Consider the following 25,656-nt stretch of genomic DNA (forward strand, 5'->3'; position numbering starts at 1 on the left):
CCATGCGTGCTGCGGAGGGCGTGCTGATATGCAGCGTCTTCCACGTGTCGTTGCAGGCATCACCCGCTGGAGCCTGGGTCTCTGCGCACTGTTGCTGGTGCTGGCTGCGCTCTATGTGAGCCTGGGTCGTCAGTTGGCGCCAATGGTTGCCGAATACCGTGTCGATGTCGAAACCCGCGTCAGCACGGCCTTGGGCATGCCCGTCAGCATTGGCAGCCTGGAAGGCAACTGGAGCGGTTTCGCGCCGGTGGTGCAGGCCAACGACGTCATGGTCGGTGAAGGCAGCAGTGCGTTGCGTCTGGACAGTGTCAGGGTGGTTCCCGACCTGTGGGAGAGTCTGCTGGCGCGTGATGTGCGGCTTGCCCACCTTGAAGTCGATGGCTTGCAGGTCATCGTCCGGCAGGATCAGGACGGCAAGTGGTCGGTGCAAGGCTTGCCGGTCAAGGATGACAGCCCTGTCGATCCGCAGAAGATCCTCACTCAACTGCAGATGGTCTCGCGCCTGTCGTTGCTCAACAGTCAGGTCACTGTTCACCCGTTTGGCGAGTCCCCGCTGACCCTGACGTACGTCAATCTGAGTCTGGCCACGGGCAGTTATCACCAGCGGCTGGATGCGCGGCTGACGCTGCCTGACGGTCAGCCGCTGGCGTTGAACCTGAATACGCGTATCGAGGCCAGTCGCTGGAAAGAAGGCGAAGCTGATCTCTATGCCAGCCTGCCCCAGAGCGATTGGGCCAAGTGGCTGCCCAGGAGCCTGACCCGAGATTGGACGGTTACCACATTGAAGGCGGGTGGCGAATTCTGGCTGAGCTGGAGCCAGGGCGGCGTTAAGAGCGCGGCTGCCCGGGTGCATGCCCCGCAACTCAAGGGTGTCTATGCGGGACGCAAGCCGTCGACCATCGATGATCTTGCGCTGAATGCCTGGTTCGAGCGCACCGACAAGGGCATGGACCTTAAACTGGATTCGCTGGCCATGAGTCTGGGCAGCAACCGCTGGGAAAGCCGTTTGCTGGCCACGCAGACAGCCGCAACGCCCGACAGTGAAGAACTGTGGCATGTGCAGGCCGACCGTCTGGACCTGACGCCGCTGACCCCGCTGATTGACTCGCTGGCACCGCTGCCGGACAAGGTGATGGCCGTTGTCGACGGTCTGAAGGTAAAGGGCGGGTTGCGTAACGTGTTGCTCGATTACCGCCCGCAGGCCACAGGCGACAAGCGTCTGGGCTTTGCCGCCAACCTCGACAAGGTAAGTTTCAATGCCTACCACGACGCGCCGGCTGCCGCGAATGTCAGCGGTGCGATCAGTGGCGACCTCGGGCAGGGCGAGCTGCGTCTGGACACCAGCGACTTCATGCTGCATCTGGACCCGATCTTCGCCAAACCCTGGCGCTATCAGAAAGCCAACGCACGCCTGACCTGGAAGCTGGACGATCAGGCATTCACCCTGATTGCGCCCTACATCAAGGTTCAGGGCGATGAAGGCAAGATCGCAGCGGACTTCCTGATCCGCATCCACCTCAAGCATGACCAGGAAGACTACATGGACCTGCGGGTCGGTATGGTCGATGGCGATGGTCGTTACACCAGCAAATACCTGCCTGCCGTCCTGAGCCCGGAACTGGACCGCTGGCTGCGCACCGCCATTGTCAGTGGTGCCGTCAATCAGGGCTTCTTCCAGTATCAGGGTTCGTTGAACAAAAGCTCTCCCGACACAGCGCGAGTCATCAGCCTGTTCTTCGATGTGAGCAACGCGACGCTGGCTTTCCAGCCGGGCTGGCCTTCGCTGACTGGCGTTGATGGCAAGGTGTATGTCGAGAACAGCGGTGTGCGCGTCAAGGCCAGCAAAGGGCAGATTCTGAACACTCAGGTCAGTAACGTGCTGGTCAATATTCCTCATGTCGAGTCCGGCAAGGACAGCCACCTGCTGGTGGACGGCAACGTTTCCGGCACCGTGGCCGATGGCATGAAGATTCTTCAGGAAGCACCGATCGGCACCGGCAGTACCTTTGCCGGGTGGCAGGGCGAGGGGCCGCTGGAGGGCAAGCTGAAACTGGATATTCCGCTGGCCAAGGGCGTCGAGCCGAAGGTGGTGGTGGACTTCAGCACCCGTGATGCGCGTCTGAAACTGGCCGATCCGATACTGGACCTGACAAAACTCAGGGGCGACTTCCGCTTCGACAGTGACAAGGGGCTCAGCGGCAAAGGCATTCGCGCCCAGGCATTCGACCGACCGGTCACGGCGGAGATCGCTGCCGAAGGCAAGCCGGGAGCCAACGTGACCCGGATCATGGCCAACGGGCAGATCACGATCAAGAAACTGACCGACTGGCTTGACGTGAAACAGGCGTTGCCCGTCTCTGGCGACCTTCCGTTCCAGCTGCAACTGACACTGGACGGCAAGGACAGCCCGCTGTTGATCACTTCTCCCCTGAAAGGTGTTGCAATCGACCTGCCCGCGCCGTTCGGCAAGACTGCCGAGCAGGAGCGCGACAGCGAATTCCGCATGACCTTGCAGGGTGCGGAACGCCGTTTTGGCGCAGCTTACGGTGACATCGCCAACCTGGCATTCGCTGCGCCCGCCGGAAAGTTTGCGGATGGACGTGGTGAACTGTTCCTGGGACAGGGCGGTGCAATCGTGCCGGACGCCAAAGGGCTGCGCCTCAGCGGTAGTCTGAACGAGCTGGATGTTGCGCCCTGGCAGGCGATTGCCGATCGTTATTCCGGCGGTGACCCGGGCGGTAACGCCCGACAGTTGCTCAGCAGCGTGGATCTGCAGCTCGGCAAACTCACGGCAATGGGCACGACGCTGGACGATGTGCGCGTTCAACTGCAACGCAGCGCTGCGGCATGGCAGTTGTCGTTGGACAGTGCGCTGGTCAAGGGCAGCGCTTCGCTGCCTGACGCCAAGTCCGCGCCAATCGGCATCAATCTGCTTTACGTAAAGCTGCCCGCTGCCGACCCCAAGGCGGTGGTGGTCGAGAATGCGCCAGATCCGCTGGCAGATGTAGATCCCAGCAAGATCCCTGCGTTGGATGTGAAGATTTCCCAACTATTTCAAGGCGATCAATTGTTGGGGGCGTGGGCATTGAAAATCCGGCCTACGGCGACCGGCATTCGCATGACTGATCTGAGCCTGGGGCTCAAAGGCATTCTGCTGGAAGGCGAGGGTGTCTGGGAGGGCGCCCCCGGATCGAGCAGCAGTTGGTTCAAAGGGCGGCTGGGCGGCAAGAACCTCGCCGATGTGCTGAAAGCCTGGAATTTCGCGCCTACCGTCACCAGTGAGACGTTCGAGATGAATTTCGACGGACGCTGGCCTGGCTCCCCGGCGTGGGTAGGGCTCAAGCGCTATTCCGGCAGCCTTGATGCCACTTTGCGCAGCGGTCAGTTCGTCGAGGTCGAAGGCGGTGCACAGGCGCTTCGGGTGTTCGGGTTGCTGAACTTCAACTCCATCGGCCGCCGTCTGCGTCTGGACTTCTCTGACCTGCTGGGCAAGGGGCTCAGCTACGACCGAGTCAAGGGCCTGTTGGTAGCAAGTGAGGGTGTGTATGTCACCCGCAACCCGATCACGTTGACGGGGCCGTCCAGCAACCTTGAGCTCAACGGTACGCTGGACATGGTCAAGGACCGGGTCGATGCCAAGTTGCTGGTGACATTGCCGGTCACCAACAATCTGCCGATTGCAGCGCTGATCGTTGGCGCGCCAGCCATCGGTGGCGCTTTGTTCCTGGTGGACAAGCTGCTGGGTGACAAGGTGGCCCGGTTCGCCAGCGTGCAGTACAAAGTCGAAGGCCCGTGGAAAGAACCGAAGATTACCTTCGACAAGCCTTTTGAAAAGCCTCAATAGCGCGGCATGGAGTACAGTGGTGCCCATGTCATTCAAAAAAGGGTCGCCATGTCTTTTGCAGTGATTCAGATGGTCAGCCAGAGCGACGTGGCCGGTAACCTTGCCCGTGCACGCGCATTGCTTGAGCAGGCCGCCAAGGGCGGCGCCCGGCTTGCGGTGCTGCCCGAGAATTTCGCCGCCATGGGCCGTCGCGACGCTGCCGCTATCGGTCGTGCCGAAGCCGCAGGTCAGGGATTGATCCTGCCGTGGTTGAAACAGGCCGCTCGCGACCTCAAGTTATGGATAGTTGCCGGAACGATTCCCCTCCCGCCCGATGATCAGCCTGATGGCAAGGTCACGGCCTGCTCGTTGCTGATCGATGAGCATGGCCAGCAGGTTGCGCGTTACGACAAGTTGCACCTGTTCGATGTGGACGTTGCAGACAATCGAGGTCGCTACCGGGAATCGGATGACTATGCTCATGGAAACAACGTGGTGGTGGTCGACACGCCGGTTGGACGGCTCGGGCTGAGCGTCTGTTATGACCTGCGCTTCCCAGAGCTGTACACCGCGCTGCGTGAGGCCGGTGCCGAGCTGATCACTGCGCCATCGGCGTTCACGGCTGTCACAGGCGCTGCGCACTGGGACATTCTGATCCGGGCGCGGGCCATCGAAACCCAGTGCTATCTGCTGGCAGCCGCACAAGGCGGGGTGCATCCAGGACCACGGGAAACATACGGACACGCGGCCATCATCGACCCATGGGGGCGGGTCCTGGCTCAGCAGGCGCAGGGTGAAACCGTGCTGCTGGCCACACGAGACAGTGAAGAACAGGCGTCCATACGGGCGCGGATGCCGGTGTCCAGTCACCGGCGCTTTTTTTCGCAGGACGCCTTGCGGCCTGCTTCGGAGTGAATATGAGTGACGTGTCCTCAGTCAGTGAACACCTTCTGGCCCCGGGCGGCCTGAGCCTCGACAGCCTGCAATCGGTGCTGGGCGAGCTGGCCGGTCCGGGTATCGACGCGGCTGATCTGTATTTTCAAGGCATGATTTCCGAGTCCTGGGCGCTCGAAGACGGGATCGTCAAGGAAGGCAGCTTCAACCTCGACCAGGGTGTGGGCGTGCGTGCCCAGTCCGGTGAGAAAACCGGTTTCGCCTACAGCAACGCGATCACCGAGGAAGCGCTGCTCACCGCCGCGCGTGCCGCCCGTTCCATCTCCCGCGCAGGCCAGAATGGTCGCGTGCAGGCATTCACGTCGCAGGACGTGGCTCAGCTTTATGCGCCGGATAATCCGCTGGAAGTGCTGACCCGTGCCGAAAAGGTCGAGTTGCTCAAGCGTATCGACGTAGCAACTCGTGCGCTGGATCCGCGCATTCAGCAGGTTTCGGTCAACATGGCTGGCGTCTGGGAGCGGATTCTGGTGGCAGCGGCGGACGGAAGCCTGGCCGCTGATGTGCGGCCGCTGGTGCGTTTCAACGTCAGCGTGATCGTCGAGCAGAACGGCCGTCGCGAGCGGGGCGGGCATGGTGGCGGTGGGCGTACCGACTACCGTTATTTCCTGACCGACGACCGCGCCATGGGCTATGCCCGCGAAGCGCTGCGTCAGGCGCTGGTCAATCTGGAAGCCATTCCTGCACCGGCAGGCACCTTGCCGGTTGTGCTGGGTTCCGGCTGGTCAGGCGTTCTGCTGCATGAAGCGGTAGGCCATGGTCTGGAAGGCGACTTCAACCGCAAGGGCAGCTCGGCCTACAGCGGTCGGATGGGCGAGATGGTGGCCTCCAAGCTGTGCACCATCGTCGATGACGGCACGCTGGCCGGGCGTCGCGGCTCGTTGAGCGTCGATGACGAGGGCACCCCGACCGAATGCACGACCCTGATCGAGAACGGCGTGCTCAAGGGCTACATGCAGGACAAATTGAACGCACGGCTGATGGGCGTGGCGCGGACCGGCAACGGCCGTCGCGAATCCTACGCGCATCTGCCGATGCCACGCATGACCAACACCTACATGCTGGGCGGTCAGAGCGATCCACAGGAAATCATTGCGTCGGTGAAGCGCGGTATCTACTGCGCCAATCTGGGCGGCGGTCAGGTGGATATCACCAGCGGCAAGTTCGTGTTCTCTACCAGTGAGGCTTACCTGATCGAAGACGGCAAGATCACCGCGCCTGTCAAAGGTGCGACCTTGATCGGCAATGGGCCGGAGGCGATGAGCAGGGTTTCGATGGTGGGTAACGACCTGTCGCTGGACAGCGGTGTCGGTACGTGCGGCAAGGACGGGCAATCGGTACCGGTCGGCGTGGGTCAGCCTACGCTGAAGATCGACGCAATCACGGTTGGCGGTACGGGTAACTGAAGATGAGCCGGGACTGGCTGATGCTGGCCAGTCCCGAGGTCAAGATCAACGCAAGCCGCGTTGGATTTCGTCCAGCTCACGGATGTATTTGAAGATTTTGCGGCTGGTGGCCGGCGGTTTGTTGCGTGCAACTTCGTGTTGAGCCTGACGGATCAAGGAACGCAGTTGCTGGCGGTCGGCATCCGGGTACTCGACCACGAATTTTTCCAAGTCGCTGTCATCACCCGCAATCAGACGATCACGCCAGCGCTCCAGACCGTGGAAACGTTCGTTGTACTGGCGAGTGGAGGCATCGAGTTGGTCCAGCAAAACCAGAATGGCTTCCTGATCCTGATCGCGCATCAGCTTGCCGATGAACAGGATGTGCCGCTTGCGCGCAATGTTGGCCGTGTGCTTCGGCGCTTCGGCCAGAGCCTTGCGCAGCGCATCGGTCAACGGCAGCTTGGCCAGCACATCGGCTTTGAGTGTCGTCAGCCGCTCGCCGAGATCAACCAGAGCATGCAGCTCTCGTTTGACCTGGGTTTTGCTTTTCTCCCCGTCGAGGGAGTCGTCGTAAGAATCAACCATGGGGGCAGTCCGCAAAGAAACGCCGCCATGATAACCAGTCGGGGGCCGCTTGTCCGGCCCGGTCGGTATTCGGCCTGTGCCGAAAGCAGAATTTGATGGAGAAAATCATGAGTGCAACCCAAAGCGTCGGCCCACAGGCCTTGCCTGAACTGCAGGAGCAGGTCGAGCAAATCATTGCCGAAGCCAGGCGTCAGGGCGCCAGCGCCTGTGAAGTCGCGGTGTCGCTGGAGCAGGGACTGTCGACTTCGGTGCGACAGCGCGAAGTCGAAACGGTCGAATTCAACCGCGATCAGGGGTTTGGCATCACCTTGTACGTCGGCCAGCGCAAAGGCTCGGCCAGCACCTCGGCCACCGGCGCTGACGCGATCCGTGAAACCGTTGCCGCCGCACTGGCTATTGCCGAGCATACGTCCGAGGATGAAAGCTCGGGCCTGGCTGACGCCGCGTTGATGGCCAGGGACATCCAGGATTTCGATCTCTATCACGCCTGGGACATCACGCCCGAGCAGTCGATCGAGAAGGCGCTGCTGTGTGAGGCTGCGGCGTTTGACGCAGACCCTCGCATCAAGAACGCCGACGGCACCACGCTCAATACCCACCAGGGCTGCCGCGTGTACGGCAACAGCAACGGCTTTATCGGTGGCTATGCGTCGACCCGACACAGCCTCAGTTGCGTGATGATTGCCGAAGGCGAAGGCCAGATGCAGCGCGATTATTGGTACGACGTCAATCGTCAGGGCCAGTTGCTGGCAGATGCCGAGAGCATCGGTCGCAAGGCTGCACAGCGGGCAGCGAGCCGTCTGGGCGCACGTCCGGTGCCGACCTGCGAAGTGCCGGTGCTGTTTTCCGCCGAATTGGCGGGCGGTCTGTTTGGCAGCCTGCTGGGCGCGATTTCCGGCGGCACGCTGTACCGCAAATCCTCATTTCTGCAGGATTCGCTGGGCCAGCGGCTGTTTCCCGAGTGGATGACCATCGACGAACGCCCACACCTGATGCGCGCCATGGGCAGCTCGGCGTTCGACAGCGACGGCCTGGCGACCTACGCCAAGCCATTCGTGGAGAAGGGCGATCTGGTTTCCTACATCCTCAGTACCTATTCGGGCCGCAAACTGGGCATGCCGAGCACCGCAAACGCGGGCGGTGTGCACAACCTGTTTGTCACCCATGGCACGGAAGACCAGGACGCGCTGATCCGGCGCATGGGCCGTGGCCTGCTGGTCACCGAACTGATGGGCAGCGGCCTGAACATGGTTACCGGCGATTACTCACGCGGTGCAGCAGGTTTTTGGGTCGAAAACGGCGAGATTCAGTTCCCGGTTCAGGAAGTGACCATTGCCGGCAACATGCGCGACATGTTCAAGCAGATCGTCGCCGTTGGCAGCGATGTCGAGCTGCGCAGCAACATTCGCACCGGCTCCGTGCTGATCGAGCGCATGACGGTTGCTGGCAGCTGATCCGATGGTTAAGCGCCTGTCTCGACACTGATCGTCCCATCGCTCCGCGTGGGCATGCCTCCCGTGACGCTCCGCGTCACAAATGGCACGGATGGTCGTTTCAGTCAGCCGGGCGCAAGACTCACGTCACCTTTTCGCCCCTCGGCGACTCAATTTGACGGAGCGAAGTAAGCAACTCCTTCGTTCCGGTTGCAGCCCCGGCTTTGCCGGGGTTCCTTGCCCCTCCTGTCACTCCGATCCAACTCAACTCTTGTTTTGATTCTTGATCTCATTCAATAATGAATCTCATTTCACATTGAGATGCGGTCATGGGATCTGTGCTTCACGAGCTGCCTTATCTGGAAAACTGGCGTGGTTTGAGCCTGCGGATTCGCTGCGCCCTTGAGCCTGACGAGCCGCGACTTATCGAGCATTACCTGGCCGAAGGGCGGTATCTGGCGCGTTTCACCGCCACGCCTCACGCCCTGATCGCCGAAACCTCCTTTCGTCTGCTGATGGACACCGCCCGCGACACGATGCTGCCCTGGCATTGGCGCTGCCTGTGTCTGGATCAGGCCTGGCGACCGTTGCGCGATGTCGAGGCGCTTGCCTCTACGCCTGCCCGCCGTCAGCGCTGGGAAGCCTGTGTTCATCAACTGGCGTCCTGCGTGCTGCAACCCTCGATTTCTCCCTCTGAACTGGTGCAAGGACATTGCGATGAGTAATACCCGTATCGAACGCGACAGCATGGGCCCGTTGCAGGTGCCGGCCGAGGCTCTGTATGGCGCACAGACTCAGCGTGCGGTGGATAACTTCCCGATCAGCCATCAGCGCATGCCCCGGCAGTTCGTTCGCGCGCTGTTGCTGGCCAAGGCAGCGGCGGCTCACGCCAATCTTGAGCTGCAGCAGATCAGCGAAGGCCAGAGCAAGGCAATTGTCGGCGCAGTCGAGGAATTGCTGAGCGGCGATTTCATGACCCATTTCCCGGTGGACATCTTCCAGACCGGGTCGGGGACCAGCACCAACATGAACGCCAACGAGGTGATCGCCACGCTGGCTACCCGCATTCTGGGTGAGCCGGTCAACCCCAACGATCACGTCAACTGCGGACAAAGCAGTAACGACATCATCCCGACGACGATTCACGTCAGCGCCGCGCTGGCGCTGCATGAGCAATTGCTGCCTGCCCTGAATCATCTGGTGCAGGTCACCGAGCACAAGGCCGTGCAGGTTCACGCCTTCGTCAAGACCGGCCGCACGCACCTGATGGACGCCATGCCGGTGCGCATGAGTCAGGTACTCAACGGCTGGTCGCAGCAGATCCGCGCCAACATCGAACATCTTCAAGGCCTGCAACCCAGCCTGCATTCTCTGGCGCAGGGCGGTACGGCAGTCGGCACCGGGATCAATGCGCATCCCGAGTTTGCGGCCCGTTTCAGCGCACATCTCAGCACACTGAGTGGCGTCACGTTCACGCAGGGCAAGGACCTGTTCGCGTTGATCGGCTCACAGGACACCGCTGTTGCCGTCTCGGGCCAGCTCAAGGCAACGGCCGTTTCGCTGATGAAGATTGCCAACGATCTGCGCTGGATGAATTCCGGCCCCTTGGCAGGTCTGGGTGAAATCGAGCTTGAAGCGCTGCAACCGGGCTCCTCGATCATGCCGGGCAAGGTCAATCCGGTGATCCCGGAAGCCACGGCGATGGTGGCCGCGCAGGTCATCGGCAACGACGCCACCATCACGGTGGCGGGTCAGTCCGGCAACTTCGAACTCAATGTGATGCTGCCGATCATCGCCCAGAACCTGCTCAGCAGCATTGAATTGCTGGCCAATTCCAGCAGGTTGCTGGCGGACAAGGCGATTGCCAGCTTCAAGGTCAACGAGACCAAGCTCAAGGAAGCGCTGTCGCGCAATCCGATTCTGGTCACGGCGCTCAATCCGATCATCGGATACCAGAAGGCCGCTGAAATCGCCAAAAAAGCCTATCAGGAAGGTCGTCCGGTGATCGACGTTGCGCTGGAACACACCGATCTGCAACGCGACCAGCTGGAAGTGTTGCTCAACCCCGAAAAACTCACCGCCGGCGGCATCTGATTCGGTCCGGCCAACGCACCTGGAGGTAGGTCATGCAGTATTGGAAACGCACCATTGAACTGGCCAATCGCTGTTTCAATCTCGGCGAATGGGTCGAGGCCCGTGAGCTGTACCTCCAGGCGCTGGCGCTGGCACAGGTGCTGTTCGAGCGCTGGCCGGATGCCGACGAGGCCGTCGCGGCCTGTGTCATTTCCCATCACAACCTGGCCGATCTGCATTTGAGTCTGGGCCAGCCGGAGGAGAGCGCCGAATACCTCTGCGCGATCCACCAGCATCTGCTGCGAACCATGCAGGACCAGCGCCTGCAGCCTGCGCTGCGCCAGGCTGCGTTGCGGCACAGCAGTAAAACCTACGTCGAACTGTTGGGTTTCATCAGTGAACACGGCGAATACCCGCGCACGCATCGACTTCTCAACAGCAGCAGTGAACACACTCGCTCCTCGTTGCAGCACGATTCAGCGGCCAACCCCGGTCTTTTCTACGGAGCACATTGAAATGCCTTACACCCTTCCCGAACTGCCTTACGCCTACGATGCCCTGGAGCCGCACATTGATGCGCAAACCATGGAGATCCATTACACCAAGCACCATCAGACGTACATCAACAACCTCAATGCTGCGGTCGAGGGCACCGAATACGCCGAGTGGCCCATCGAAAAGCTGGTCGCCAGCGTCAAGCAGCTGCCTGAAAACCTGCGTCCAGCGGTGATCAATCAGGGCGGCGGTCATGCCAACCATTCGTTGTTCTGGGAAGTCATGGTGCCTGACGGTGGCGGTCTGCCAAAAGGGGAGGTGGCTCAAGCGATCGACGCCCAGTTGGGCGGCTTCGACAGCTTCAAGGAAGCTTTTACCAAAGCGGCGCTGACCCGTTTCGGCAGCGGCTGGGCCTGGCTGAGCGTGACGCCAGACAAGAAACTCGTGGTGGAGAGCAGTGGTAATCAGGACAGCCCGTTGATGAACGGCAATACGCCGATTCTCGGTCTCGATGTGTGGGAGCACGCCTATTACCTGCGCTACCAGAACCGTCGTCCCGAATACATCAATGCGTTCTACAACGTCGTCAACTGGGACGAGGTGTCCCGACGTTATCAGGCCGCACTGGCCTGATTTCTCTCAACACGAACCAGGGCCGTTTATGCGTTCTGAAATACTCGCTGTCAGCAGTGTCCGGTTGTTTCGTTTTGCAGTAGGCACCGTGCTGCTTTTGGCGGGTATGGCGTTACTGGTGGCTCAAGGGCTGGCCTGGCTGAACCTTGAGCCGCGCCTGTTACGTGCTCTGGAAGGTGGCGCTATCTGCGCTCTGGGCACGGCACTGGGCGCCGTGCCGGTGTTGGTGATCCGCAAGATGCCGATCATGGTGTCGGACGGTCTGCTGGGTTTCGGTGCCGGGGTGATGCTGGCTGCGACGGCGTTCTCGCTGATCGTGCCGGGCCTTGCCGCTGCCGAAGGCCTTGGGTTTACACCGTGGGGCGCTGGCGGCCTGATCAGCCTTGGACTCGTTCTGGGTGCCCTTGGCCTGTTCGCGGTGGATTACAGCGTATCCCAGGGTGCGCAGTCGGGAGGCATTCAGGATCACCCGGCAATTGCACCGCGCATCTGGCTGTTCGTGATCGCCATCGTGGCGCATAACATTCCAGAGGGCATGGCAATTGGTGTGTCCGCAGGCGGGGGGTTGTCGGAAGCCGACAGTCTGGCCATCGGCATTGCCTTGCAGGATGTGCCCGAGGGGCTGGTGATTGCCATGGTGCTGGCGGGGGCGGGGATGTCTCGGATAAGGGCGTTTCTGATCGGTGCGGCGTCCGGGCTGGTCGAGCCGCTGTTCGCGCTGCTGGGCGCTTGGCTGGTGGCGATTGCCGAACCCTTGTTGCCGTTTGGTCTGGCACTGGCAGCGGGAGCCATGCTGCTGGTGGTGACCCACGAAATCATCCCGGAATCGCGTCTGAACGGACACAACAAAATCGCCAGCCTGGGCTTGATTGCAGGGTTCTGTCTGATGATGGTGCTGGATACAGCGCTGGTCTGACGATCAGCGCTCATCGTTATACACAAGTCATCTGGCTATCCAGCGATACAGCAGCACTGCCGTGCTTTTTTACGCGATAGTGCGGACACCGCCGATTGCGACGTGGGTGAAGGCTGAGTCCTGGCGCTGATTCGGGGGGCAATCGGCATGGATGCCGATTGAGCTGCACTGGGCCATGGATGGCCCATTTGCAGCGACCCCCGAATCAGTGTCAGGACGAAGGAACCGCGGCGAAGCCGGGGCCGGAACCGGAGCGAAGGACTTTGGCTACTTTGGTCCCTCAAAGTAGCGCGCCGTAAGGGCGCAAAGGTGACCTGAGCCATGCGCTCGGCTCACTGAGTCCGCAATCTGTGCCATTTGTGACGCGGAGCGTCACGGGAGGCATGCCCACGCGGAGCGATGGGCACGATCAGTGTTGAGGCGAACTTGCGTATAACGATGAACGATCAGCGCCGTGCAGAGCGTTCGTTTACTCGCCTTCGTCGAACTTGTTGTTGATCAACTCGACCAGGCCATCCAGTGCTTCCTGCTCGCCTTCGCCTTCAGTCGACAGATGGATCTCGGTGCCCTTGCCAGCCGCCAGCATCATCACGGCCATGATGCTTTTTCCGTCGACCATGCTCTCGGGCGAGCGGCCAACCCGTATCTGGCAAGGGTGTTTGCCGGCGACGCCTACGAACTTGGCGGCTGCGCGGGCATGCAGGCCCAGTTTGTTGATGATGGTGATTTGACGAGCGGGCATCGCGAAGGTGTTCCTTTCAGCTGAGGTCGCGGTGGCGAACCTGAACGTTCTTGAGTAATGGTTGCAGGACCTGACCCAGTCGCTCCGTCAGATAGACAGACCGGTGATGCCCGCCTGTGCAGCCAATGGCAATGGTCACATAGGAGCGATTGCTTGCGGCGAAGCGGGGCAGCCATTTGGCGAGGTAGGAAGAGATGTCCTGGAACATTTCTTCAACGTCGGGCTGCACCGCCAGATAATCGATAACAGGTTGCTCAAGTCCCGAATGATCGCGCAGCTCGGGTTTCCAGTACGGATTGGGCAGACAGCGCACATCAAAGACCAGATCTGCATCGACCGGCATGCCGCGCTTGAAGCCGAACGACTCGATCAGGAAAGCGGTGCCTGGCTCCGGCTTGTTCAGCAGGCGCAGCTTGAGCGTATCGCGCAGCTGGTAGAGATTAAGGTGGGTCGTGTTGATCTTGAGATCGGCCAGATCGATGATCGGCCCGAGCAGCGTACTCTCGTCACGTATTGCCTCGGCCAGCGAACGGTCCGATGTACTCAGCGGATGGCGGCGGCGGGTCTCGGAAAAGCGCTTGAGCAGGGTGGCTTCGTCGGCATCCAGATACAGCACATCGCACTGGATATTGCGCCCACGGACCTCGTCGAGCATGGCCGGGAAGCGGGTCAGGTGACTGGGCAGGTTGCGGGCATCGATGGAAACGGCCAACAGCGGTTCGGCCAGTTCGGTATTGATCAAGGCGCGTTCGGCGAGCTCCGGAAGCAATCCGGCAGGCAGGTTGTCGACGCAGTAGAAGCCGCTGTCTTCCAGTACATCGAGCGCCGTGCTTTTGCCCGAGCCGGAGCGGCCACTCACGATGATCATGCGCATGTTCAGTTGCCGTTCTGCACGTCTAGCACCACTTGATAGAGCGCTTCATTGGTCTTGGCGCTGCGCAGTCGTGTCCGGACATCCTTGGAGTCGAGCATGCTTGCGATCTGGCGCAGCAACTCCAGGTGTTTGTCTGTGGCGGCCTCTGGCACCAGCAGCACGAACAGCAGGTCGACAGGCGCGCCGTCGATGGCATCGAAGTCCACGGAATCGTTGAGATGAATGACGGCACTGACAGGTTCGCCACAGGTGGCAAGACGGCAGTGAGGGATGGCAATGCCATTGCCGAAACCGGTAGATCCCAGTTTTTCACGGGCAACGAGCGCTTTGAATACTGTTTCCCAATCAAGCCCCGGTACTTCGCGGCCGATCAGTCGGGCAATATGTTCGAGTACGCTTTTCTTGCTGCCGCCCGGCACGTTCACTTCGGAACGGCCGGGGGTCAGGATTTCTTCAAGTCGGATCATGTGTGGTGAGCGTCAGCGAGCGTTTGCACCCTTGAGGATGCTTTGCTGCTTTTCCTTATGCTTGAGCAATTGTCTGTCGAGCTTGTCAGTGAGCAGGTCGATGGCCGCGTACATGTCGTCATGTTCAGCATTGGCAACTACCTCTCCACCGTGGATATGCAGCGTGGCTTCGATCTTCTGTTTCAGCTTCTCGACCGCCATCGTGACCTGCACGTTTGTAATCTTGTCAAAATGCCCTTCGAGTTTCTTGAGCTTGAGCTCAACGTATTCACGAAGTGGCTTGGTCACTTCCAGTTGGTGTCCACTGATGTTGACTTGCATACAGCTTCTCCTTTGCCAGTGCATAAAGAGGCAGGCGTGGTGCCTGCCACTGGAACGCTGTGGCTCGGCCTGCATCACATCAGTCGCTTGCGCTCGCTGGAGGGTGCAATCCCAAGAGATTCGCGGTATTTGGCAACTGTGCGACGGGCTACTTGAATGCCTTGTGCCTCCAGTAAACCAGCGATCTTGCTATCACTCAACGGCTTTTTCTGATTTTCCGCCGCGACCAGTTTTTTGATGATCGCGCGAATTGCCGTGGATGAGCACTCGCCGCCTTCCGAGGTGCTGACATGGCTGGAGAAGAAGTATTTCAGCTCGTAAATGCCGCGTGGCGTGTGCATGAACTTCTGCGTGGTCACCCGGGAAATCGTTGATTCATGCATGCCCACCGCTTCGGCGATGTCGTGCAGTACCAGCGGCTTCATGGCCTCATCGCCGTACTCCAGAAAGCCGCGCTGATGCTCGACGATCTGGGTGGCGACCTTCATCAGCGTCTCGTTGCGGCTCTGCAGGCTCTTGATGAACCAGCGGGCTTCCTGCAACTGATTGCGCATGAAGGTGTTGTCGGCGCTGGTGTCTGCGCGGCGCACGAAGCCTGCATATTGCGGATTGACCCGCAGGCGCGGCACCGATTCCTGGTTCAGCTCCACCAGCCAGCGTTCGTTGTCCTTGCGCACGATGACATCGGGAATGACGTACTCGGCTTCGGTGGACTCGATCTGTGAACCAGGGCGCGGATTCAGACTCTGCACCAGTTCGATGACCTGACGAAGTTCGTCTTCCTTGATCTTCATGCGGCGCATGAGCTGGGCGTAGTCACGGCTGCCCAGCAGGTCGATGTAATCGGTGACCAGACGCTGCGCTTCGCTCAGCCAGGGCGTTTTTGCCGGCAGCTGACGCAGTTGCAGCAGCAGGCATTCGCTCAGGGTGCGAGCGCCGATACCGGCCGGTTCGAATTGCTGTATGCGGTGCAGAACGGCTTCGATCTCATCGAGTTCGATATCCAGCTCGGGATCGAAGGATTCGAGAATCTCTTCAAGGGTCTCGTCGAGATAACCCTGATTGTTGATGCAGTCGATCAGCGTGACGGCGACCAGGCGGTCCTTGTCGGACATCGGGGCGACGTTGAGCTGCCAGAGCAGATGGCTTTGCAGGCTTTCGCCAACGGATGTGCGGGTGGTGAAATCCCATTCATCATCGTCATTGCTGGGCAGGCTGCTGGCGCTGGTCTGGTAGATGTCTTCCCAGGCCGTGTCGACGGGCAGCTCATTGGGAATGCGTTCGTTCCATTCACCTTCTTCAAGGTTGTCTACGGTAGGTGCAGATTCCTGATAGGTCGGTTCCTGAACATCGGGGTTGGGCTTTTGTTCGATGTTGTCCGCCATCGGGTCGGAGTTGTCGAAGTCGTCGCCTTCCTCCTGGCGTTCCAGCATAGGGTTTGATTCCAGCGCCTCCTGGATCTCCTGCTGGAGGTCCAGTGTGGATAGCTGAAGTAAGCGGATCGCCTGTTGCAGCTGCGGTGTCATCGTCAGCTGCTGGCCCATTCTCAAGACTAGCGATGGTTTCATGGCAGGGGCTAAACACCTTATTCGCCGGCGCTCTCGCGCCATCCACTACAGGCGCCGAAACGCCAACTTAAGCAAATTATATGCCTGAAAGCAGAGCGTTTGCCTAGAGCGTTACTAGAAATAATACGTTGTCAACAAGCCGCACCGGTATTGGAGGCCTTGACAGGCCGGATGCGGCTTTTTCGAATGCGGCTTTTACAGGCGGAATTCGTGACCCAGATAGACTTCTTTAACCAGCTGGTTGGCCAGAATGGTTTGCGAGTCGCCTTCTGCGATCAATTGCCCGTCGTTGACGATATAGGCTGTTTCACAGATATCCAGCGTCTCGCGAACGTTGTGGTCCGTGATCAGCACGCCAATGCCCTTGGCCTTGAGGTGGTGAATGATCTGCTTGATGTCGCCGACTGAAATAGGGTCTACGCCCGCGAAGGGTTCGTCCAGAAGGATGAACTTTGGGGCTGTCGCCAGCGCGCGTGCGATCTCGACACGGCGACGTTCGCCACCCGAGAGGCTCATCCCGAGGTTGTCGCGAATGTGCGTGATGTGGAACTCCTGCAGGAGGCTTTCCAGTTCCTTGCGTCGCGCAGCGGCATCGAGTTCCTTGCGGGTCTCGAGGATCGCCATGATGTTGTCGGAGACCGACAGCTTGCGGAAGATCGAGGCTTCCTGCGGCAGGTAGCCGATACCTGCACGGGCGCGGCCGTGCATGGGCTGATGGCTGACGTCCAGATCATCGATCAGCACGCGGCCCTGATCGGCCTGTACCAGCCCGACAATCATGTAGAAGCAGGTGGTCTTGCCGGCGCCGTTGGGGCCCAGCAGACCGACAATCTGGCCGCTGTCGATGGAAATGCTCACATCGCGCACGACCTGACGGCTTTTGTAGCTTTTAGCCAGATGCTGGGCTTTAAGCGTCGCCATTACTGGGCCTTCTGCGGTTGATCGGTTTTCTTTTTAGGCTGAATGACCATGTCGATCCGTGGACGTGGCGTGGTCACTTTCGCGCCACCATTGGCACGGCCCGCACTGACGACCTGCCTGACCGTGTCATAGACGATCTTCTCGCCTTCGGACGTGTTGCCGTCGTTGACGACCTTGGCCTTGTCGATCAGGACGATACGGTCCTGAGCGGCGTAATACTGAATGGTGACGGCGTATGCCTGCACGATCGGCTTGTCCACCGACGGCTTCTGCTCGTAGTAGGCCAGGTTGCCGACAGACGTGAAGATATCCACTTCGCCCTGAGCGTTGCGTGTGATGGTCACGGTGTTGCCTGTGATCTTCATCGAACCCTGCGTGATGATGACGTTGCCCTTGTAGGTGGCCACGCCTTTCTTGTCATCAAGCTGCGCATCGTCGGACTGGATGTGGATTGGCTGATCACGGTCGGTTGGCAGGGACCAGGCGCTCGCGCTTCCCAGTGCTGCGCCCAGGCCGAGCAAAAAAGGAAGAGTTTTAACGAGCCTCATACTGTCCTCTGACGTTGGACAGCAGGTCCATCCTGCTGTCTTTCAAATATGCTTTCATTCCCTTGGCCGTAGTGACACCGCCCGCGGCGTCGATTCTAACGTCTTGGTCGGTCTGCGCATATTGCTTCTGTGGGAATACGGTCATGCGACTACTGGTGATGATAGTCGTACGTTGTTTTTCGTCAGTGCGCGCAACGCGAACCGAGTCGATCAATTCTACCTGTTCGCCTCCCGGGGAGACCTCGCCCTGTTTGCTCTGCACATGCCAGGGGAACTCGGTGCCGCGGTACATCTGCAGGTCGGGGGTGGTCAGCAGGGTCACGTCAGTGGCCTTGATGTGCTCGACCTTGTCAGCCGTCATTTCGTACTGAAGGCCACCGTCGGGCAGGTACTGATGGGTGTGCGTATTGACCGCATAGTAGTCAATGACGTTCTCGTCGACCGAGCTCACCGGCTGGTCCATGAAGCTTTCCGGGTTGATGTTCCAGTAGCCTACGGCACCGAACAGCAGTACCAGCACCCCGAAAAACACCAGCTTTCGAATTTTCTTGCTGAACATAAATGGCTTCTATAGATAGGCGGAGTGGGCCGCTTCAAGGTTGCCCTGCGCGCTCAGGATCAGTTCGCAGAATTCGCGTGCAGCACCTTCGCCACCGCGCGCCTGCGTAACGCCATGAGCGTGTTGGCGGACAAAGCCGGCCGCATTGGCAACCGCCATGCCCAGACCGACGCGTCGTATGACCGGCAAGTCTGGCAGATCATCGCCCAGATAGGCGACCTGTTCGTAACTCAGGTTCAATTCGGCCAGCAGTTGGTCCAGCACCACCAGCTTGTCTTCACGACCCTGATAAAGGTGTTCGATGCCGAGGTTTTTTGCCCGGCGCTCGACCACAGGTGTCTTTCTGCCGCTGATAATGGCAGTGGTCACTCCTGAGGCTATCAGCATTTTGATGCCTTGGCCGTCGAGTGTGTTGAATGTCTTGAATTCGCTGCCGTCTTCCAGGAAGTACAGCCGGCCATCGGTCAGTACGCCATCGACGTCGAAAATCGCCAGTTTGATGGTTTTGCCGCGTTGCATCAGTTCGCTGTTCGCTGCCTGAGTCTGCATTTACATCACTCCCGCGCGCAGTAGATCCTGCAGGTTGAACGCACCCGTCGGTCGGTCGTTCGCATCAACCACGATCAGCGCGCCGATCTTGTAGTCTTCCATGATTTTCAGGGCTTCGGCGGCCAGCATGTCTGCATGGGCCGTCTTGCCATGAACCGTCATGACTTCATCGATGGTTGTTTCACGGATGTCGACCGGGCGATCCAGTGTGCGACGCAGATCGCCGTCGGTGAATATTCCGGCCAGTGTGCCATCGGCTTCCAGAATTGCAGTCATGCCCAGGCCCTTGCGCGTCATTTCCAGCAGCGCATCGCGTAACAACGTGCCGCGTTGAACCACCGGCAGGGCGTCGCCGGAATGCATGACGTGTTCGACCTTGAGCAGCAGGCGTCGTCCCAGCGCACCTCCCGGATGGGAGAAGGCAAAGTCTTCGGCTGTGAAGCCCCGGGCTTCAAGCAGTGCAACGGCCAGCGCATCACCCATCACCAGCGTAGCGGTAGTCGATGAGGTTGGCGCCAGATTCAACGGGCAGGCTTCATGCTCGACCTGCACGTTCAGATTGACGTCTGCGGCCTTGGCCAGGGTCGACTCGGGGTTGCCGGTCAGGCTGATCATCCTGATGCCCAGTCGTTTGATCAGAGGCAGCAGGGTGACGATTTCGTTGGTAGTGCCAGAGTTGGACAGCGCAAGAATGATGTCGTCACGGGTGATCATGCCCATGTCGCCATGGCTCGCTTCGGCCGGATGAACGAAAAAGGACGTGGTGCCGGTGCTCGCCAGCGTCGCGGCGATCTTGTTGCCGATGTGTCCGGACTTGCCCATTCCGACCACGACGACACGTCCCTTGCTGGCCAGGATCATCTCGCACGCACGCACGAAATCGGCATCAAGACGGCCCAGCAAGCCTTCTACGGCTTCGATCTCGAGGCGGATGGTGCGCTGCGCGGATTGAATCAGGTCACTGGATTGGTTCATAACTTGAAATGGTCGGCCTGCTGAAAGGCGGCGATTATAGCGGTAATGTACGATTCCCTCACGTCTGATCGTCGTTGTGTTTTTTATAAACGAATTTCCTACGCTTTGGAGGGTCTGTAGCTGGGCGGTGCAGGTTGCACTGCAAACGGCGCTGCTGATGGGGCGCTTAATGGTTATCCGGTGAATATCTGAACCTACTGGTTCTCTTCTTGGGTGGCGTGTCGCTGCGATGGTATAGTCCGCCGCTCGTTCGGCCCGCCTGGACGGCTTGTCTCCCTTTGGGGGTTGGCGGCTGAGGAGGGAGGCTGTATCGCAAGGAGTTTAGATGAGTCCTGATAACGCTTACGCGGTCGAGTTGAAAGGGGTTTCCTTCAAACGCGGCACGCGCAGCATTTTCAATAATGTCGATATTCGTATTCCTCGGGGCAAAGTCACCGGGATCATGGGGCCTTCCGGCTGCGGCAAGACTACGTTGCTGCGCCTGATGGGCGCACAGCTGCGTCCGAGCGAAGGTCAGGTGTGGGTCAACGGCCAGAACCTGCCGGATCTGTCGCGCAGTGACCTGTTCGACGCCCGCAAGCAGATGGGCGTGCTGTTTCAGAGCGGCGCGCTGTTCACTGATCTGGACGTGTTCGAAAACGTGGCGTTCCCGTTGCGCGTTCACACCGAACTGCCGGAAGAGATGATCCGCGATATCGTACTGCTCAAGCTGCAGGCTGTCGGGCTGCGCGGAGCGGTCGAGCTGATGCCTGACGAGCTGTCAGGTGGCATGAAGCGCCGTGTTGCGCTGGCGCGTGCCATTGCCCTTGATCCACAGATTCTCATGTACGACGAACCCTTTGTCGGGCAGGACCCCATTGCAATGGGCGTTCTGGTGCGTCTGATCAGGCTGCTCAACGATGCACTGGGCATTACCAGCATCGTGGTGTCCCATGACCTGAGCGAAACCGCGAGCATTGCCGATTACCTGTACGTCGTCGGTGACGGACAGGTGCTGGGGCAGGGCACGCCGCAGGAACTGATGTCCTCGGACAATCCGCGCATTCGTCAATTCATGACCGGCGAACCAGACGGCCCTGTGCCATTTCATTATCCTGCGCCGGATTTCCGCGAAGACCTGTTGGGGAAGCGCTGATGCGCAAGAAGTCATTGATGGACCGTATCCGCCTGCTCGGGCGTGCGGCCATAGATATCGTTACCGTTCTGGGGCGTTCGGGAATATTTCTCGGCAATGCCCTGCTGGGGCGCGGCGGGACCGGCAGCAGTTTTCAATTGCTGGTCAAGCAGCTGTATTCGGTCGGCGTCATGTCGCTGGTCATTATTGTCGTCTCCGGTGCATTCATCGGCATGGTGCTGGCGCTTCAGGGTTTCAGCATCCTGACCAAGTACGGTTCCGAGCAGGCGGTCGGGCAGATGGTTGCGCTGACGCTGTTGCGTGAACTGGGGCCGGTCGTGACCGCTCTACTGTTCGCTGGTCGTGCGGGTTCCGCGCTGACCGCCGAGATCGGCAACATGAAGTCTACGGAGCAGTTGTCGAGCCTCGAGATGATCGGTGTCGATCCGCTCAAGTACATCGTTGCGCCGCGTCTGTGGGCAGGGTTCATTTCGTTGCCGATTCTGGCGATGATTTTCAGCGTGGTCGGCATCTGGGGTGGATCCTGGGTAGCGATCGACTGGCTGGGCGTCTATCAGGGCTCCTTCTGGTCGAACATGCAGAACAGTGTTTCCTTCACGAACGATGTGCTCAATGGGGTCATCAAGAGCGTCGTATTTGCTTTTGTGGTGACATGGATTGCCGTTTTCCAGGGTTATGACTGCGATCCCACTTCCGAGGGGATCAGCCGTGCGACGACCAAGACCGTGGTGTATGCCTCGCTTGCAGTGTTGGGCCTGGACTTTATTTTGACCGCCTTGATGTTTGGAGATTTCTGATGCAAAACCGCGCCATCGAAACCGGTGTCGGCCTGTTCCTGCTGGCCGGGATACTGGCTCTGCTCTTGCTGGCCCTGCGAGTCAGTGGTCTGAGCACCAGTGCGACCAACGACAGTTATAAACTTTATGCCTACTTCGACAATATTGCCGGTTTGACTGTCAGAGCCAAGGTAAGCATGGCCGGTGTCACGATCGGCCGGGTCACCGCGATCGATCTGGATCGCGACACCTATACCGGCCGTGTCACGCTGGAGATCCAGAAGAAGGTAGACAACCTTCCGGCAGACTCCACGGCGTCGATCCTGACGGCGGGTCTGCTGGGTGAGAAATACATTGGTTTGAGCGTAGGTGGCGATCAAGCGCTGCTCAAGGATGGCTCGACCATCCATGACACGCAGTCATCCCTCGTTCTTGAGGACCTGATCGGGAAGTTCCTGCTCAATACTGTAAGCAAAGACGCCAAATGAGGAGCTATAAATGATCTCGATTCTGCGCCGTGGCCTTTTGGTATTGCTGGCCGCACTGCCGATGCTGGCCAATGCAGCACCAGCAACGTCGGCCCACGACCTTGTGGATCGCACCACCAAGGAATTGCTGAGCGATCTGGCGACCAACAGAGAGCAGTACAAAGCCAATCCAGGCGCCTTCTATGATGCCCTGAACCGCATCGTCGGCCCTGTGGTGGATGCCGATGGCATTTCCCGCAGTATCATGACGGTCAAGTATTCGCGCAAGGCCACGCCTGAGCAGATGCAGCGCTTTCAGGAAAACTTCAAGCGCAGCCTGATGCAGTTCTACGGTAACGCCTTGCTGGAGTACAACAACCAGGGCATTACCGTCTCGCCTGCCAAGGAAGAGGGTGCCGACCGGACCAGCGTAGACATGCAGGTCAAGGGTAATAATGGCGCTGTCTACCCGGTTTCCTACACCCTTGAGAAGGTCAACGGTGAATGGAAAGTGCGTAACGTCATCATCAACGGTATCAACATTGGTAAATTGTTCCGCGATCAGTTCGCCGACGCCATGCAGCGCAACGGCAACGATCTGGACAAGACAATCAATGGCTGGGCTGGCGAAGTCGCCAAGGCCAAGGAAACCACCGACGAAGCTGCACAGAAGCCTGCGCAATGACTGAGACAGCTGTCCGTCTGGTCGGGCCTGGCGAGCTGAAGCTGGTCGGGGTTCTGGATTACCGCAGCGGGCCGCAACTGCGCAAGCAGGGCGCGGCGCTGATCAGGTCCGGCGACCTCGACACCCTGACGCTGGACTGCTCGGGCGTCGAGAAATCCAGCAGCGTGGGCCTTGCCCTGCTGCTGGCGTTCATGCGGGATGCCAGCGAAGCCGGCAAGTCGATCAAGGTGCAGTCGCTGCCCGAAGACATGCGTAAAATTGCCCAGGTTTCCGGACTGAACGAGCTTCTGGACATCCATTAACAGGTCAATCGGAAAAGCCCTCTGTCCGGCACCCTGTCATCGGGGTTCGCATAGCATGGGCTTTTTTGTATCATGGCCGACCCGCGCGCGTTCAGCGCCGATCGAGGTTAAGCATGCAGGCCCTAGAAGTGAAAGCCTTCCTTGAAGGAAAGCTGCCCGAAATCAACGTGGAAGTCGAAGGCGAAGGCTGCAACTTCCAGCTGAACGTGATCAGTGACGAGATGGCCACATTGAGCCCCGTCAAGCGTCAGCAACAGATTTATGCCCATCTGAACCCTTGGATTGCCGATGGCAGTATCCACGCGGTGACTATGAAATTTTTCAGCCGCGCTGCCTGGGCCGAGCGTACCTGAGCCAATTGGTGTCGAGATTCTAATGGATAAATTGATTATTACCGGTGGCGCTCGCCTTGATGGCGAAATTCGCATCTCCGGGGCAAAGAACGCTGCGCTGCCGATCCTGGCTGCGACCCTGCTGGCCGATGGGCCGGTTACCGTTCAGAACCTGCCGCACCTGCACGACATCACCACCATGATCGAGCTGTTCGGCCGCATGGGCATCGAGCCTGTGATCGACGAAAAGCTGAGCGTGGAAATCGATCCTCGCACCATCAAGACCCTCATCGCACCGTACGAACTGGTCAAGACCATGCGTGCGTCGATCCTGGTACTCGGACCGATGGTCGCCCGCTTCGGCGAAGCGGAAGTCGCATTGCCTGGCGGTTGCGCCATCGGTTCGCGTCCGGTCGACCTGCACATCCGTGGTCTTGAAGCCATGGGCGCGGTCATCGACGTCGAAGGCGGCTACATCAAGGCCAAGGCGCCGGAAGGCGGCCTGCGTGGTGCCAATTTCTTCTTCGATACCGTGAGCGTGACCGGTACCGAGAACATCATGATGGCCGCGAGCCTGGCGAACGGTCGCAGCGTGCTGCAGAACGCTGCGCGTGAGCCTGAAGTGGTCGATCTGGCCAACTTCCTGATCGCCATGGGTGCAAAAATCCACGGCGCAGGCACCGACACCATCACCATCGATGGCGTGAAGCGTCTGGGTTCGGCGACCTACAAGGTCATGCCTGACCGTATCGAAACCGGTACCTATCTGGTTGCCGCTGCCGTCACTGGCGGTCGCGTCAAGGTCAAGGACACCGATCCGACCATCCTGGAAGCTGTGCTGCTCAAGCTCCAGGAAGCCGGCGCCGAGATCACCACCGGCAACGACTGGATCGAACTGAACATGCACGGCAAACGGCCCAAGGCTGTGAACGTGCGGACCGCCCCTTACCCGGCGTTCCCGACCGACATGCAGGCGCAGTTCATTTCGCTCAACGCCATCGCTGAAGGCACTGGCGCAGTGATCGAAACCATCTTCGAAAACCGTTTCATGCACGTGTACGAAATGCACCGCATGGGCGCGCACATTCAGGTGGAAGGCAACACGGCCATCGTGACCGGCATGCCAAGCCTCAAGGGCGCGCCAGTGATGGCGACCGACCTGCGTGCTTCGGCCAGTCTGGTGATTTCGGCTCTGGTCGCTGAAGGCGATACCCTGATCGACCGCATCTACCACATAGACCGTGGTTACGAGTGCATCGAAGAGAAGCTGCAGATGCTGGGCGCCAAGATCCGTCGCGTTCCGGGCTAGTGGTGAACGTCCCCGGCGCTTCACGTGCGCCGGGGTCGTCGTTCGATAGCAGGTGTGATTTCTGATTCGTTTCACCTCGGGCATCCTGTGCCGGAGGGTTGTCATGCGCCGTTTGCGTCATGCCAAAAGTTTCCTGATAAGGACTTACGTTTCCCATGTTGACCATCGCACTGTCCAAGGGCCGCATTCTTGACGACACCCTGCCGCTTCTCGCTGAAGCAGGCATCGTGCCGACCGAGAATCCGGACAAGAGCCGCAAGCTCATCATTCCCACGACCCAGCCTGACGTGCGTCTGCTGATTGTGCGTGCCACTGACGTACCTACGTATGTCGAGCATGGCGCCGCCGATCTGGGTGTGGCGGGCAAGGATGTGCTGATGGAATACACCGGTCAGGGCCTTTACGAGCCTCTGGATCTGCAGATTGCCAAGTGCAAGCTGATGACCGCCGGTGCCATCGGCGCTGTAGAGCCCAAGGGCCGTCTGCGCGTCGCTACCAAATTCGTCAACGTCGCCAAGCGTTATTACGCCGAGCAGGGTCGTCAGGTCGACATCATCAAGCTGTACGGCTCGATGGAACTGGCTCCGCTGATCGGTCTGGCCGACAAGATCATCGATGTGGTCGACACCGGCAACACCCTGCGTGCCAATGGTCTTGAACCGCAGGAACTGATCGCGACCATCAGCTCGCGTCTGGTGGTCAACAAGGCTTCCATGAAAATGCAGCACGCGCGCATTCAGGCGCTCATCGACACCCTGCGCAAGGCAGTGGAGTCGCGACACCGCGGCTGACCCGATCACGCAACGTTGAGTTGCGTCCAGCTATCCGT

General features: G+C 59.6%; 28 protein-coding genes. 17 read left to right on the top strand and 11 right to left on the bottom strand.

Translation table 11 applies throughout. The features are described 5' to 3' along the window. The first annotated feature begins 28 nt into the window (after positions 1 to 28). Genes CFBP1590_RS05295 through tldD form a run of 3 tightly spaced genes read left to right on the top strand, consistent with a single transcriptional unit; the run spans position 29 to position 6,180 of the window. Positions 29 to 3,844, top strand: a complete 3,816-nt coding sequence (locus CFBP1590_RS05295) for a YhdP family protein (RefSeq protein WP_088234596.1) — start codon at positions 29 to 31, stop codon at positions 3,842 to 3,844. A 48-nt stretch (positions 3,845 to 3,892) separates the two neighbouring features. Next, entirely contained in the window at positions 3,893 to 4,738 is an 846-nt protein-coding gene (locus CFBP1590_RS05300; RefSeq protein WP_043304940.1) for a carbon-nitrogen hydrolase family protein, read from the top strand. 2 nt (positions 4,739 to 4,740) lie between these two features. Further along, positions 4,741 to 6,180, top strand: coding sequence for a metalloprotease TldD (gene tldD, locus CFBP1590_RS05305; RefSeq protein ID WP_025995380.1), 1,440 nt, complete (start codon positions 4,741 to 4,743; stop codon positions 6,178 to 6,180). A 45-nt stretch (positions 6,181 to 6,225) separates the two neighbouring features. On the opposite strand, the gene yjgA is transcribed toward tldD, so the two are convergent. Then, the gene (gene yjgA, locus CFBP1590_RS05310) at positions 6,226 to 6,747 is read right to left on the bottom strand and encodes a ribosome biogenesis factor YjgA (protein ID WP_024687484.1); all 522 of its coding nucleotides are present in this window, start codon (positions 6,745 to 6,747) and stop codon (positions 6,226 to 6,228) included. Between the two features lie 107 nt (positions 6,748 to 6,854). Here yjgA and pmbA point away from each other — a divergent pair, with 107 nt between their 5' ends. The 6 genes from pmbA to CFBP1590_RS05340 all read left to right on the top strand — a co-directional run bounded on the left by pmbA (position 6,855) and on the right by CFBP1590_RS05340 (position 12,297). Then, positions 6,855 to 8,201, top strand: a complete 1,347-nt coding sequence (gene pmbA / locus CFBP1590_RS05315; RefSeq protein WP_025995379.1) for a metalloprotease PmbA — start codon at positions 6,855 to 6,857, stop codon at positions 8,199 to 8,201. Between the two features lie 308 nt (positions 8,202 to 8,509). Then, positions 8,510 to 8,905 (top strand): hypothetical protein, encoded by a 396-nt coding sequence (locus CFBP1590_RS05320; RefSeq protein WP_025995378.1) that lies wholly within the window; start codon positions 8,510 to 8,512, stop codon positions 8,903 to 8,905. Next, the gene (locus CFBP1590_RS05325; protein WP_088234597.1) at positions 8,898 to 10,274 is read left to right on the top strand and encodes a class II fumarate hydratase; all 1,377 of its coding nucleotides are present in this window, start codon (positions 8,898 to 8,900) and stop codon (positions 10,272 to 10,274) included. The genes CFBP1590_RS05320 and CFBP1590_RS05325 overlap by 8 nt, the downstream gene beginning before the upstream one ends. A 32-nt stretch (positions 10,275 to 10,306) precedes the next feature. Further along, the gene (locus tag CFBP1590_RS05330; RefSeq protein WP_088234598.1) at positions 10,307 to 10,768 is read left to right on the top strand and encodes a DUF2753 family protein; all 462 of its coding nucleotides are present in this window, start codon (positions 10,307 to 10,309) and stop codon (positions 10,766 to 10,768) included. Between the two features lies 1 nt (position 10,769). Continuing rightward, positions 10,770 to 11,381, top strand: a complete 612-nt coding sequence (locus tag CFBP1590_RS05335; protein WP_088234599.1) for a superoxide dismutase — start codon at positions 10,770 to 10,772, stop codon at positions 11,379 to 11,381. A 28-nt stretch (positions 11,382 to 11,409) separates the two neighbouring features. Further along, on the top strand, positions 11,410 to 12,297 hold the full coding sequence (locus tag CFBP1590_RS05340; RefSeq protein ID WP_088234600.1) for a ZIP family metal transporter: 888 nt from the start codon (positions 11,410 to 11,412) through the stop codon (positions 12,295 to 12,297). A gap of 469 nt (positions 12,298 to 12,766) precedes the next feature. Here CFBP1590_RS05340 and CFBP1590_RS05345 read toward each other — a convergent pair whose 3' ends face one another. The 10 genes from CFBP1590_RS05345 to CFBP1590_RS05390 all read right to left on the bottom strand — a co-directional run bounded on the left by CFBP1590_RS05345 (position 12,767) and on the right by CFBP1590_RS05390 (position 19,821). Next, positions 12,767 to 13,039 (bottom strand): HPr family phosphocarrier protein, encoded by a 273-nt coding sequence (locus CFBP1590_RS05345; protein WP_004881554.1) that lies wholly within the window; start codon positions 13,037 to 13,039, stop codon positions 12,767 to 12,769. Positions 13,040 to 13,055: 16 nt separating this feature from the next. Next, positions 13,056 to 13,913, bottom strand: coding sequence for an RNase adapter RapZ (gene rapZ, locus CFBP1590_RS05350; protein ID WP_004881553.1), 858 nt, complete (start codon positions 13,911 to 13,913; stop codon positions 13,056 to 13,058). A gap of 2 nt (positions 13,914 to 13,915) precedes the next feature. Beyond that, positions 13,916 to 14,380 carry a PTS IIA-like nitrogen regulatory protein PtsN gene (ptsN, locus tag CFBP1590_RS05355; RefSeq protein ID WP_004881552.1) on the bottom strand — a complete coding sequence of 155 codons (465 nt, stop codon included), beginning with the start codon at positions 14,378 to 14,380 and terminating at the stop codon, positions 13,916 to 13,918. Positions 14,381 to 14,392: 12 nt separating this feature from the next. Next, on the bottom strand, positions 14,393 to 14,701 hold the full coding sequence (hpf, locus tag CFBP1590_RS05360; protein ID WP_004881551.1) for a ribosome hibernation-promoting factor, HPF/YfiA family: 309 nt from the start codon (positions 14,699 to 14,701) through the stop codon (positions 14,393 to 14,395). A 74-nt stretch (positions 14,702 to 14,775) separates the two neighbouring features. After that, the gene (locus CFBP1590_RS05365) at positions 14,776 to 16,269 is read right to left on the bottom strand and encodes an RNA polymerase factor sigma-54 (protein ID WP_004881550.1); all 1,494 of its coding nucleotides are present in this window, start codon (positions 16,267 to 16,269) and stop codon (positions 14,776 to 14,778) included. 195 nt (positions 16,270 to 16,464) lie between these two features. Next, the gene (gene lptB / locus CFBP1590_RS05370; protein ID WP_004881549.1) at positions 16,465 to 17,190 is read right to left on the bottom strand and encodes an LPS export ABC transporter ATP-binding protein; all 726 of its coding nucleotides are present in this window, start codon (positions 17,188 to 17,190) and stop codon (positions 16,465 to 16,467) included. Then, complete coding sequence (lptA, locus tag CFBP1590_RS05375) at positions 17,190 to 17,738, bottom strand: lipopolysaccharide transport periplasmic protein LptA (RefSeq protein WP_004881548.1); 549 nt, start codon at positions 17,736 to 17,738, stop codon at positions 17,190 to 17,192. Before lptA ends, lptB begins: the two co-directional genes overlap by 1 nt. Then, complete coding sequence (gene lptC / locus CFBP1590_RS05380) at positions 17,725 to 18,297, bottom strand: LPS export ABC transporter periplasmic protein LptC (RefSeq protein ID WP_004881547.1); 573 nt, start codon at positions 18,295 to 18,297, stop codon at positions 17,725 to 17,727. The genes lptA and lptC overlap by 14 nt, the downstream gene beginning before the upstream one ends. A gap of 9 nt (positions 18,298 to 18,306) precedes the next feature. Next, complete coding sequence (locus CFBP1590_RS05385; protein ID WP_163014619.1) at positions 18,307 to 18,846, bottom strand: KdsC family phosphatase; 540 nt, start codon at positions 18,844 to 18,846, stop codon at positions 18,307 to 18,309. Continuing rightward, positions 18,847 to 19,821: a KpsF/GutQ family sugar-phosphate isomerase gene (locus CFBP1590_RS05390; protein ID WP_043304872.1), complete on the bottom strand. Its 975-nt coding sequence runs from the start codon at positions 19,819 to 19,821 to the stop codon at positions 18,847 to 18,849. It lies immediately after the preceding gene. Between the two features lie 325 nt (positions 19,822 to 20,146). Here CFBP1590_RS05390 and CFBP1590_RS05395 point away from each other — a divergent pair, with 325 nt between their 5' ends. The 8 genes from CFBP1590_RS05395 (at position 20,147) to hisG (ending at position 25,618) form a co-directional block, all read left to right on the top strand. After that, complete coding sequence (locus CFBP1590_RS05395) at positions 20,147 to 20,956, top strand: ATP-binding cassette domain-containing protein (RefSeq protein WP_004881544.1); 810 nt, start codon at positions 20,147 to 20,149, stop codon at positions 20,954 to 20,956. Beyond that, positions 20,956 to 21,753 carry a lipid asymmetry maintenance ABC transporter permease subunit MlaE gene (mlaE, locus tag CFBP1590_RS05400; RefSeq protein ID WP_004881543.1) on the top strand — a complete coding sequence of 266 codons (798 nt, stop codon included), beginning with the start codon at positions 20,956 to 20,958 and terminating at the stop codon, positions 21,751 to 21,753. Before CFBP1590_RS05395 ends, mlaE begins: the two co-directional genes overlap by 1 nt. Next, positions 21,753 to 22,220 carry an outer membrane lipid asymmetry maintenance protein MlaD gene (mlaD, locus tag CFBP1590_RS05405; RefSeq protein WP_004881542.1) on the top strand — a complete coding sequence of 156 codons (468 nt, stop codon included), beginning with the start codon at positions 21,753 to 21,755 and terminating at the stop codon, positions 22,218 to 22,220. The genes mlaE and mlaD overlap by 1 nt, the downstream gene beginning before the upstream one ends. Positions 22,221 to 22,230: 10 nt before the next feature. Beyond that, a complete protein-coding gene (locus tag CFBP1590_RS05410) occupies positions 22,231 to 22,884 on the top strand; it encodes an MlaC/ttg2D family ABC transporter substrate-binding protein (RefSeq protein WP_029243315.1) in 654 nt (217 codons plus the stop codon). Then, positions 22,881 to 23,186 (top strand): STAS domain-containing protein, encoded by a 306-nt coding sequence (locus CFBP1590_RS05415; RefSeq protein ID WP_029243314.1) that lies wholly within the window; start codon positions 22,881 to 22,883, stop codon positions 23,184 to 23,186. The genes CFBP1590_RS05410 and CFBP1590_RS05415 overlap by 4 nt, the downstream gene beginning before the upstream one ends. 113 nt (positions 23,187 to 23,299) lie before the next feature. Then, positions 23,300 to 23,539, top strand: coding sequence for a BolA family protein (locus CFBP1590_RS05420; RefSeq protein ID WP_004881539.1), 240 nt, complete (start codon positions 23,300 to 23,302; stop codon positions 23,537 to 23,539). Between the two features lie 22 nt (positions 23,540 to 23,561). Beyond that, a complete protein-coding gene (gene murA / locus CFBP1590_RS05425; RefSeq protein WP_029243313.1) occupies positions 23,562 to 24,827 on the top strand; it encodes a UDP-N-acetylglucosamine 1-carboxyvinyltransferase in 1,266 nt (421 codons plus the stop codon). Between the two features lie 155 nt (positions 24,828 to 24,982). Next, positions 24,983 to 25,618, top strand: coding sequence for an ATP phosphoribosyltransferase (hisG, locus tag CFBP1590_RS05430; RefSeq protein WP_004881537.1), 636 nt, complete (start codon positions 24,983 to 24,985; stop codon positions 25,616 to 25,618). The last annotated feature ends 38 nt before the right edge of the window (positions 25,619 to 25,656 follow it).

This window comes from Pseudomonas viridiflava, from assembly GCF_900184295.1.
Lineage (GTDB): Bacteria > Pseudomonadota > Gammaproteobacteria > Pseudomonadales > Pseudomonadaceae > Aquipseudomonas > Aquipseudomonas viridiflava.

Excerpts from the sequence above, each read along its gene's own strand:
- CFBP1590_RS05345 (WP_004881554.1), bottom strand. The coding sequence starts at position 13,039 with ATGCCCGCTCGTCAAATCACCATCATCAACAAACTGGGCCTGCATGCC.
- murA (WP_029243313.1), top strand. The coding sequence starts at position 23,562 with ATGGATAAATTGATTATTACCGGTGGCGCTCGCCTTGATGGCGAAATT.
- pmbA (WP_025995379.1), top strand. The coding sequence starts at position 6,855 with ATGAGTGCAACCCAAAGCGTCGGCCCACAGGCCTTGCCTGAACTGCAG.
- hisG (WP_004881537.1), top strand. The coding sequence starts at position 24,983 with ATGTTGACCATCGCACTGTCCAAGGGCCGCATTCTTGACGACACCCTG.
- CFBP1590_RS05335 (WP_088234599.1), top strand. The coding sequence starts at position 10,770 with ATGCCTTACACCCTTCCCGAACTGCCTTACGCCTACGATGCCCTGGAG.
- lptC (WP_004881547.1), bottom strand. The coding sequence starts at position 18,297 with ATGTTCAGCAAGAAAATTCGAAAGCTGGTGTTTTTCGGGGTGCTGGTA.
- CFBP1590_RS05395 (WP_004881544.1), top strand. The coding sequence starts at position 20,147 with ATGAGTCCTGATAACGCTTACGCGGTCGAGTTGAAAGGGGTTTCCTTC.
- CFBP1590_RS05340 (WP_088234600.1), top strand. The coding sequence starts at position 11,410 with ATGCGTTCTGAAATACTCGCTGTCAGCAGTGTCCGGTTGTTTCGTTTT.
- CFBP1590_RS05320 (WP_025995378.1), top strand. The coding sequence starts at position 8,510 with ATGGGATCTGTGCTTCACGAGCTGCCTTATCTGGAAAACTGGCGTGGT.
- CFBP1590_RS05300 (WP_043304940.1), top strand. The coding sequence starts at position 3,893 with ATGTCTTTTGCAGTGATTCAGATGGTCAGCCAGAGCGACGTGGCCGGT.
- yjgA (WP_024687484.1), bottom strand. The coding sequence starts at position 6,747 with ATGGTTGATTCTTACGACGACTCCCTCGACGGGGAGAAAAGCAAAACC.
- CFBP1590_RS05365 (WP_004881550.1), bottom strand. The coding sequence starts at position 16,269 with ATGAAACCATCGCTAGTCTTGAGAATGGGCCAGCAGCTGACGATGACA.
- hpf (WP_004881551.1), bottom strand. The coding sequence starts at position 14,701 with ATGCAAGTCAACATCAGTGGACACCAACTGGAAGTGACCAAGCCACTT.
- CFBP1590_RS05330 (WP_088234598.1), top strand. The coding sequence starts at position 10,307 with ATGCAGTATTGGAAACGCACCATTGAACTGGCCAATCGCTGTTTCAAT.
- ptsN (WP_004881552.1), bottom strand. The coding sequence starts at position 14,380 with ATGATCCGACTTGAAGAAATCCTGACCCCCGGCCGTTCCGAAGTGAAC.
- CFBP1590_RS05415 (WP_029243314.1), top strand. The coding sequence starts at position 22,881 with ATGACTGAGACAGCTGTCCGTCTGGTCGGGCCTGGCGAGCTGAAGCTG.
- mlaD (WP_004881542.1), top strand. The coding sequence starts at position 21,753 with ATGCAAAACCGCGCCATCGAAACCGGTGTCGGCCTGTTCCTGCTGGCC.
- lptA (WP_004881548.1), bottom strand. The coding sequence starts at position 17,738 with ATGAGGCTCGTTAAAACTCTTCCTTTTTTGCTCGGCCTGGGCGCAGCA.
- CFBP1590_RS05385 (WP_163014619.1), bottom strand. The coding sequence starts at position 18,846 with ATGCAGACTCAGGCAGCGAACAGCGAACTGATGCAACGCGGCAAAACC.
- mlaE (WP_004881543.1), top strand. The coding sequence starts at position 20,956 with ATGCGCAAGAAGTCATTGATGGACCGTATCCGCCTGCTCGGGCGTGCG.
- CFBP1590_RS05325 (WP_088234597.1), top strand. The coding sequence starts at position 8,898 with ATGAGTAATACCCGTATCGAACGCGACAGCATGGGCCCGTTGCAGGTG.
- tldD (WP_025995380.1), top strand. The coding sequence starts at position 4,741 with ATGAGTGACGTGTCCTCAGTCAGTGAACACCTTCTGGCCCCGGGCGGC.
- CFBP1590_RS05420 (WP_004881539.1), top strand. The coding sequence starts at position 23,300 with ATGCAGGCCCTAGAAGTGAAAGCCTTCCTTGAAGGAAAGCTGCCCGAA.
- CFBP1590_RS05410 (WP_029243315.1), top strand. The coding sequence starts at position 22,231 with ATGATCTCGATTCTGCGCCGTGGCCTTTTGGTATTGCTGGCCGCACTG.
- CFBP1590_RS05295 (WP_088234596.1), top strand. The coding sequence starts at position 29 with ATGCAGCGTCTTCCACGTGTCGTTGCAGGCATCACCCGCTGGAGCCTG.
- rapZ (WP_004881553.1), bottom strand. The coding sequence starts at position 13,913 with ATGCGCATGATCATCGTGAGTGGCCGCTCCGGCTCGGGCAAAAGCACG.
- lptB (WP_004881549.1), bottom strand. The coding sequence starts at position 17,190 with ATGGCGACGCTTAAAGCCCAGCATCTGGCTAAAAGCTACAAAAGCCGT.
- CFBP1590_RS05390 (WP_043304872.1), bottom strand. The coding sequence starts at position 19,821 with ATGAACCAATCCAGTGACCTGATTCAATCCGCGCAGCGCACCATCCGC.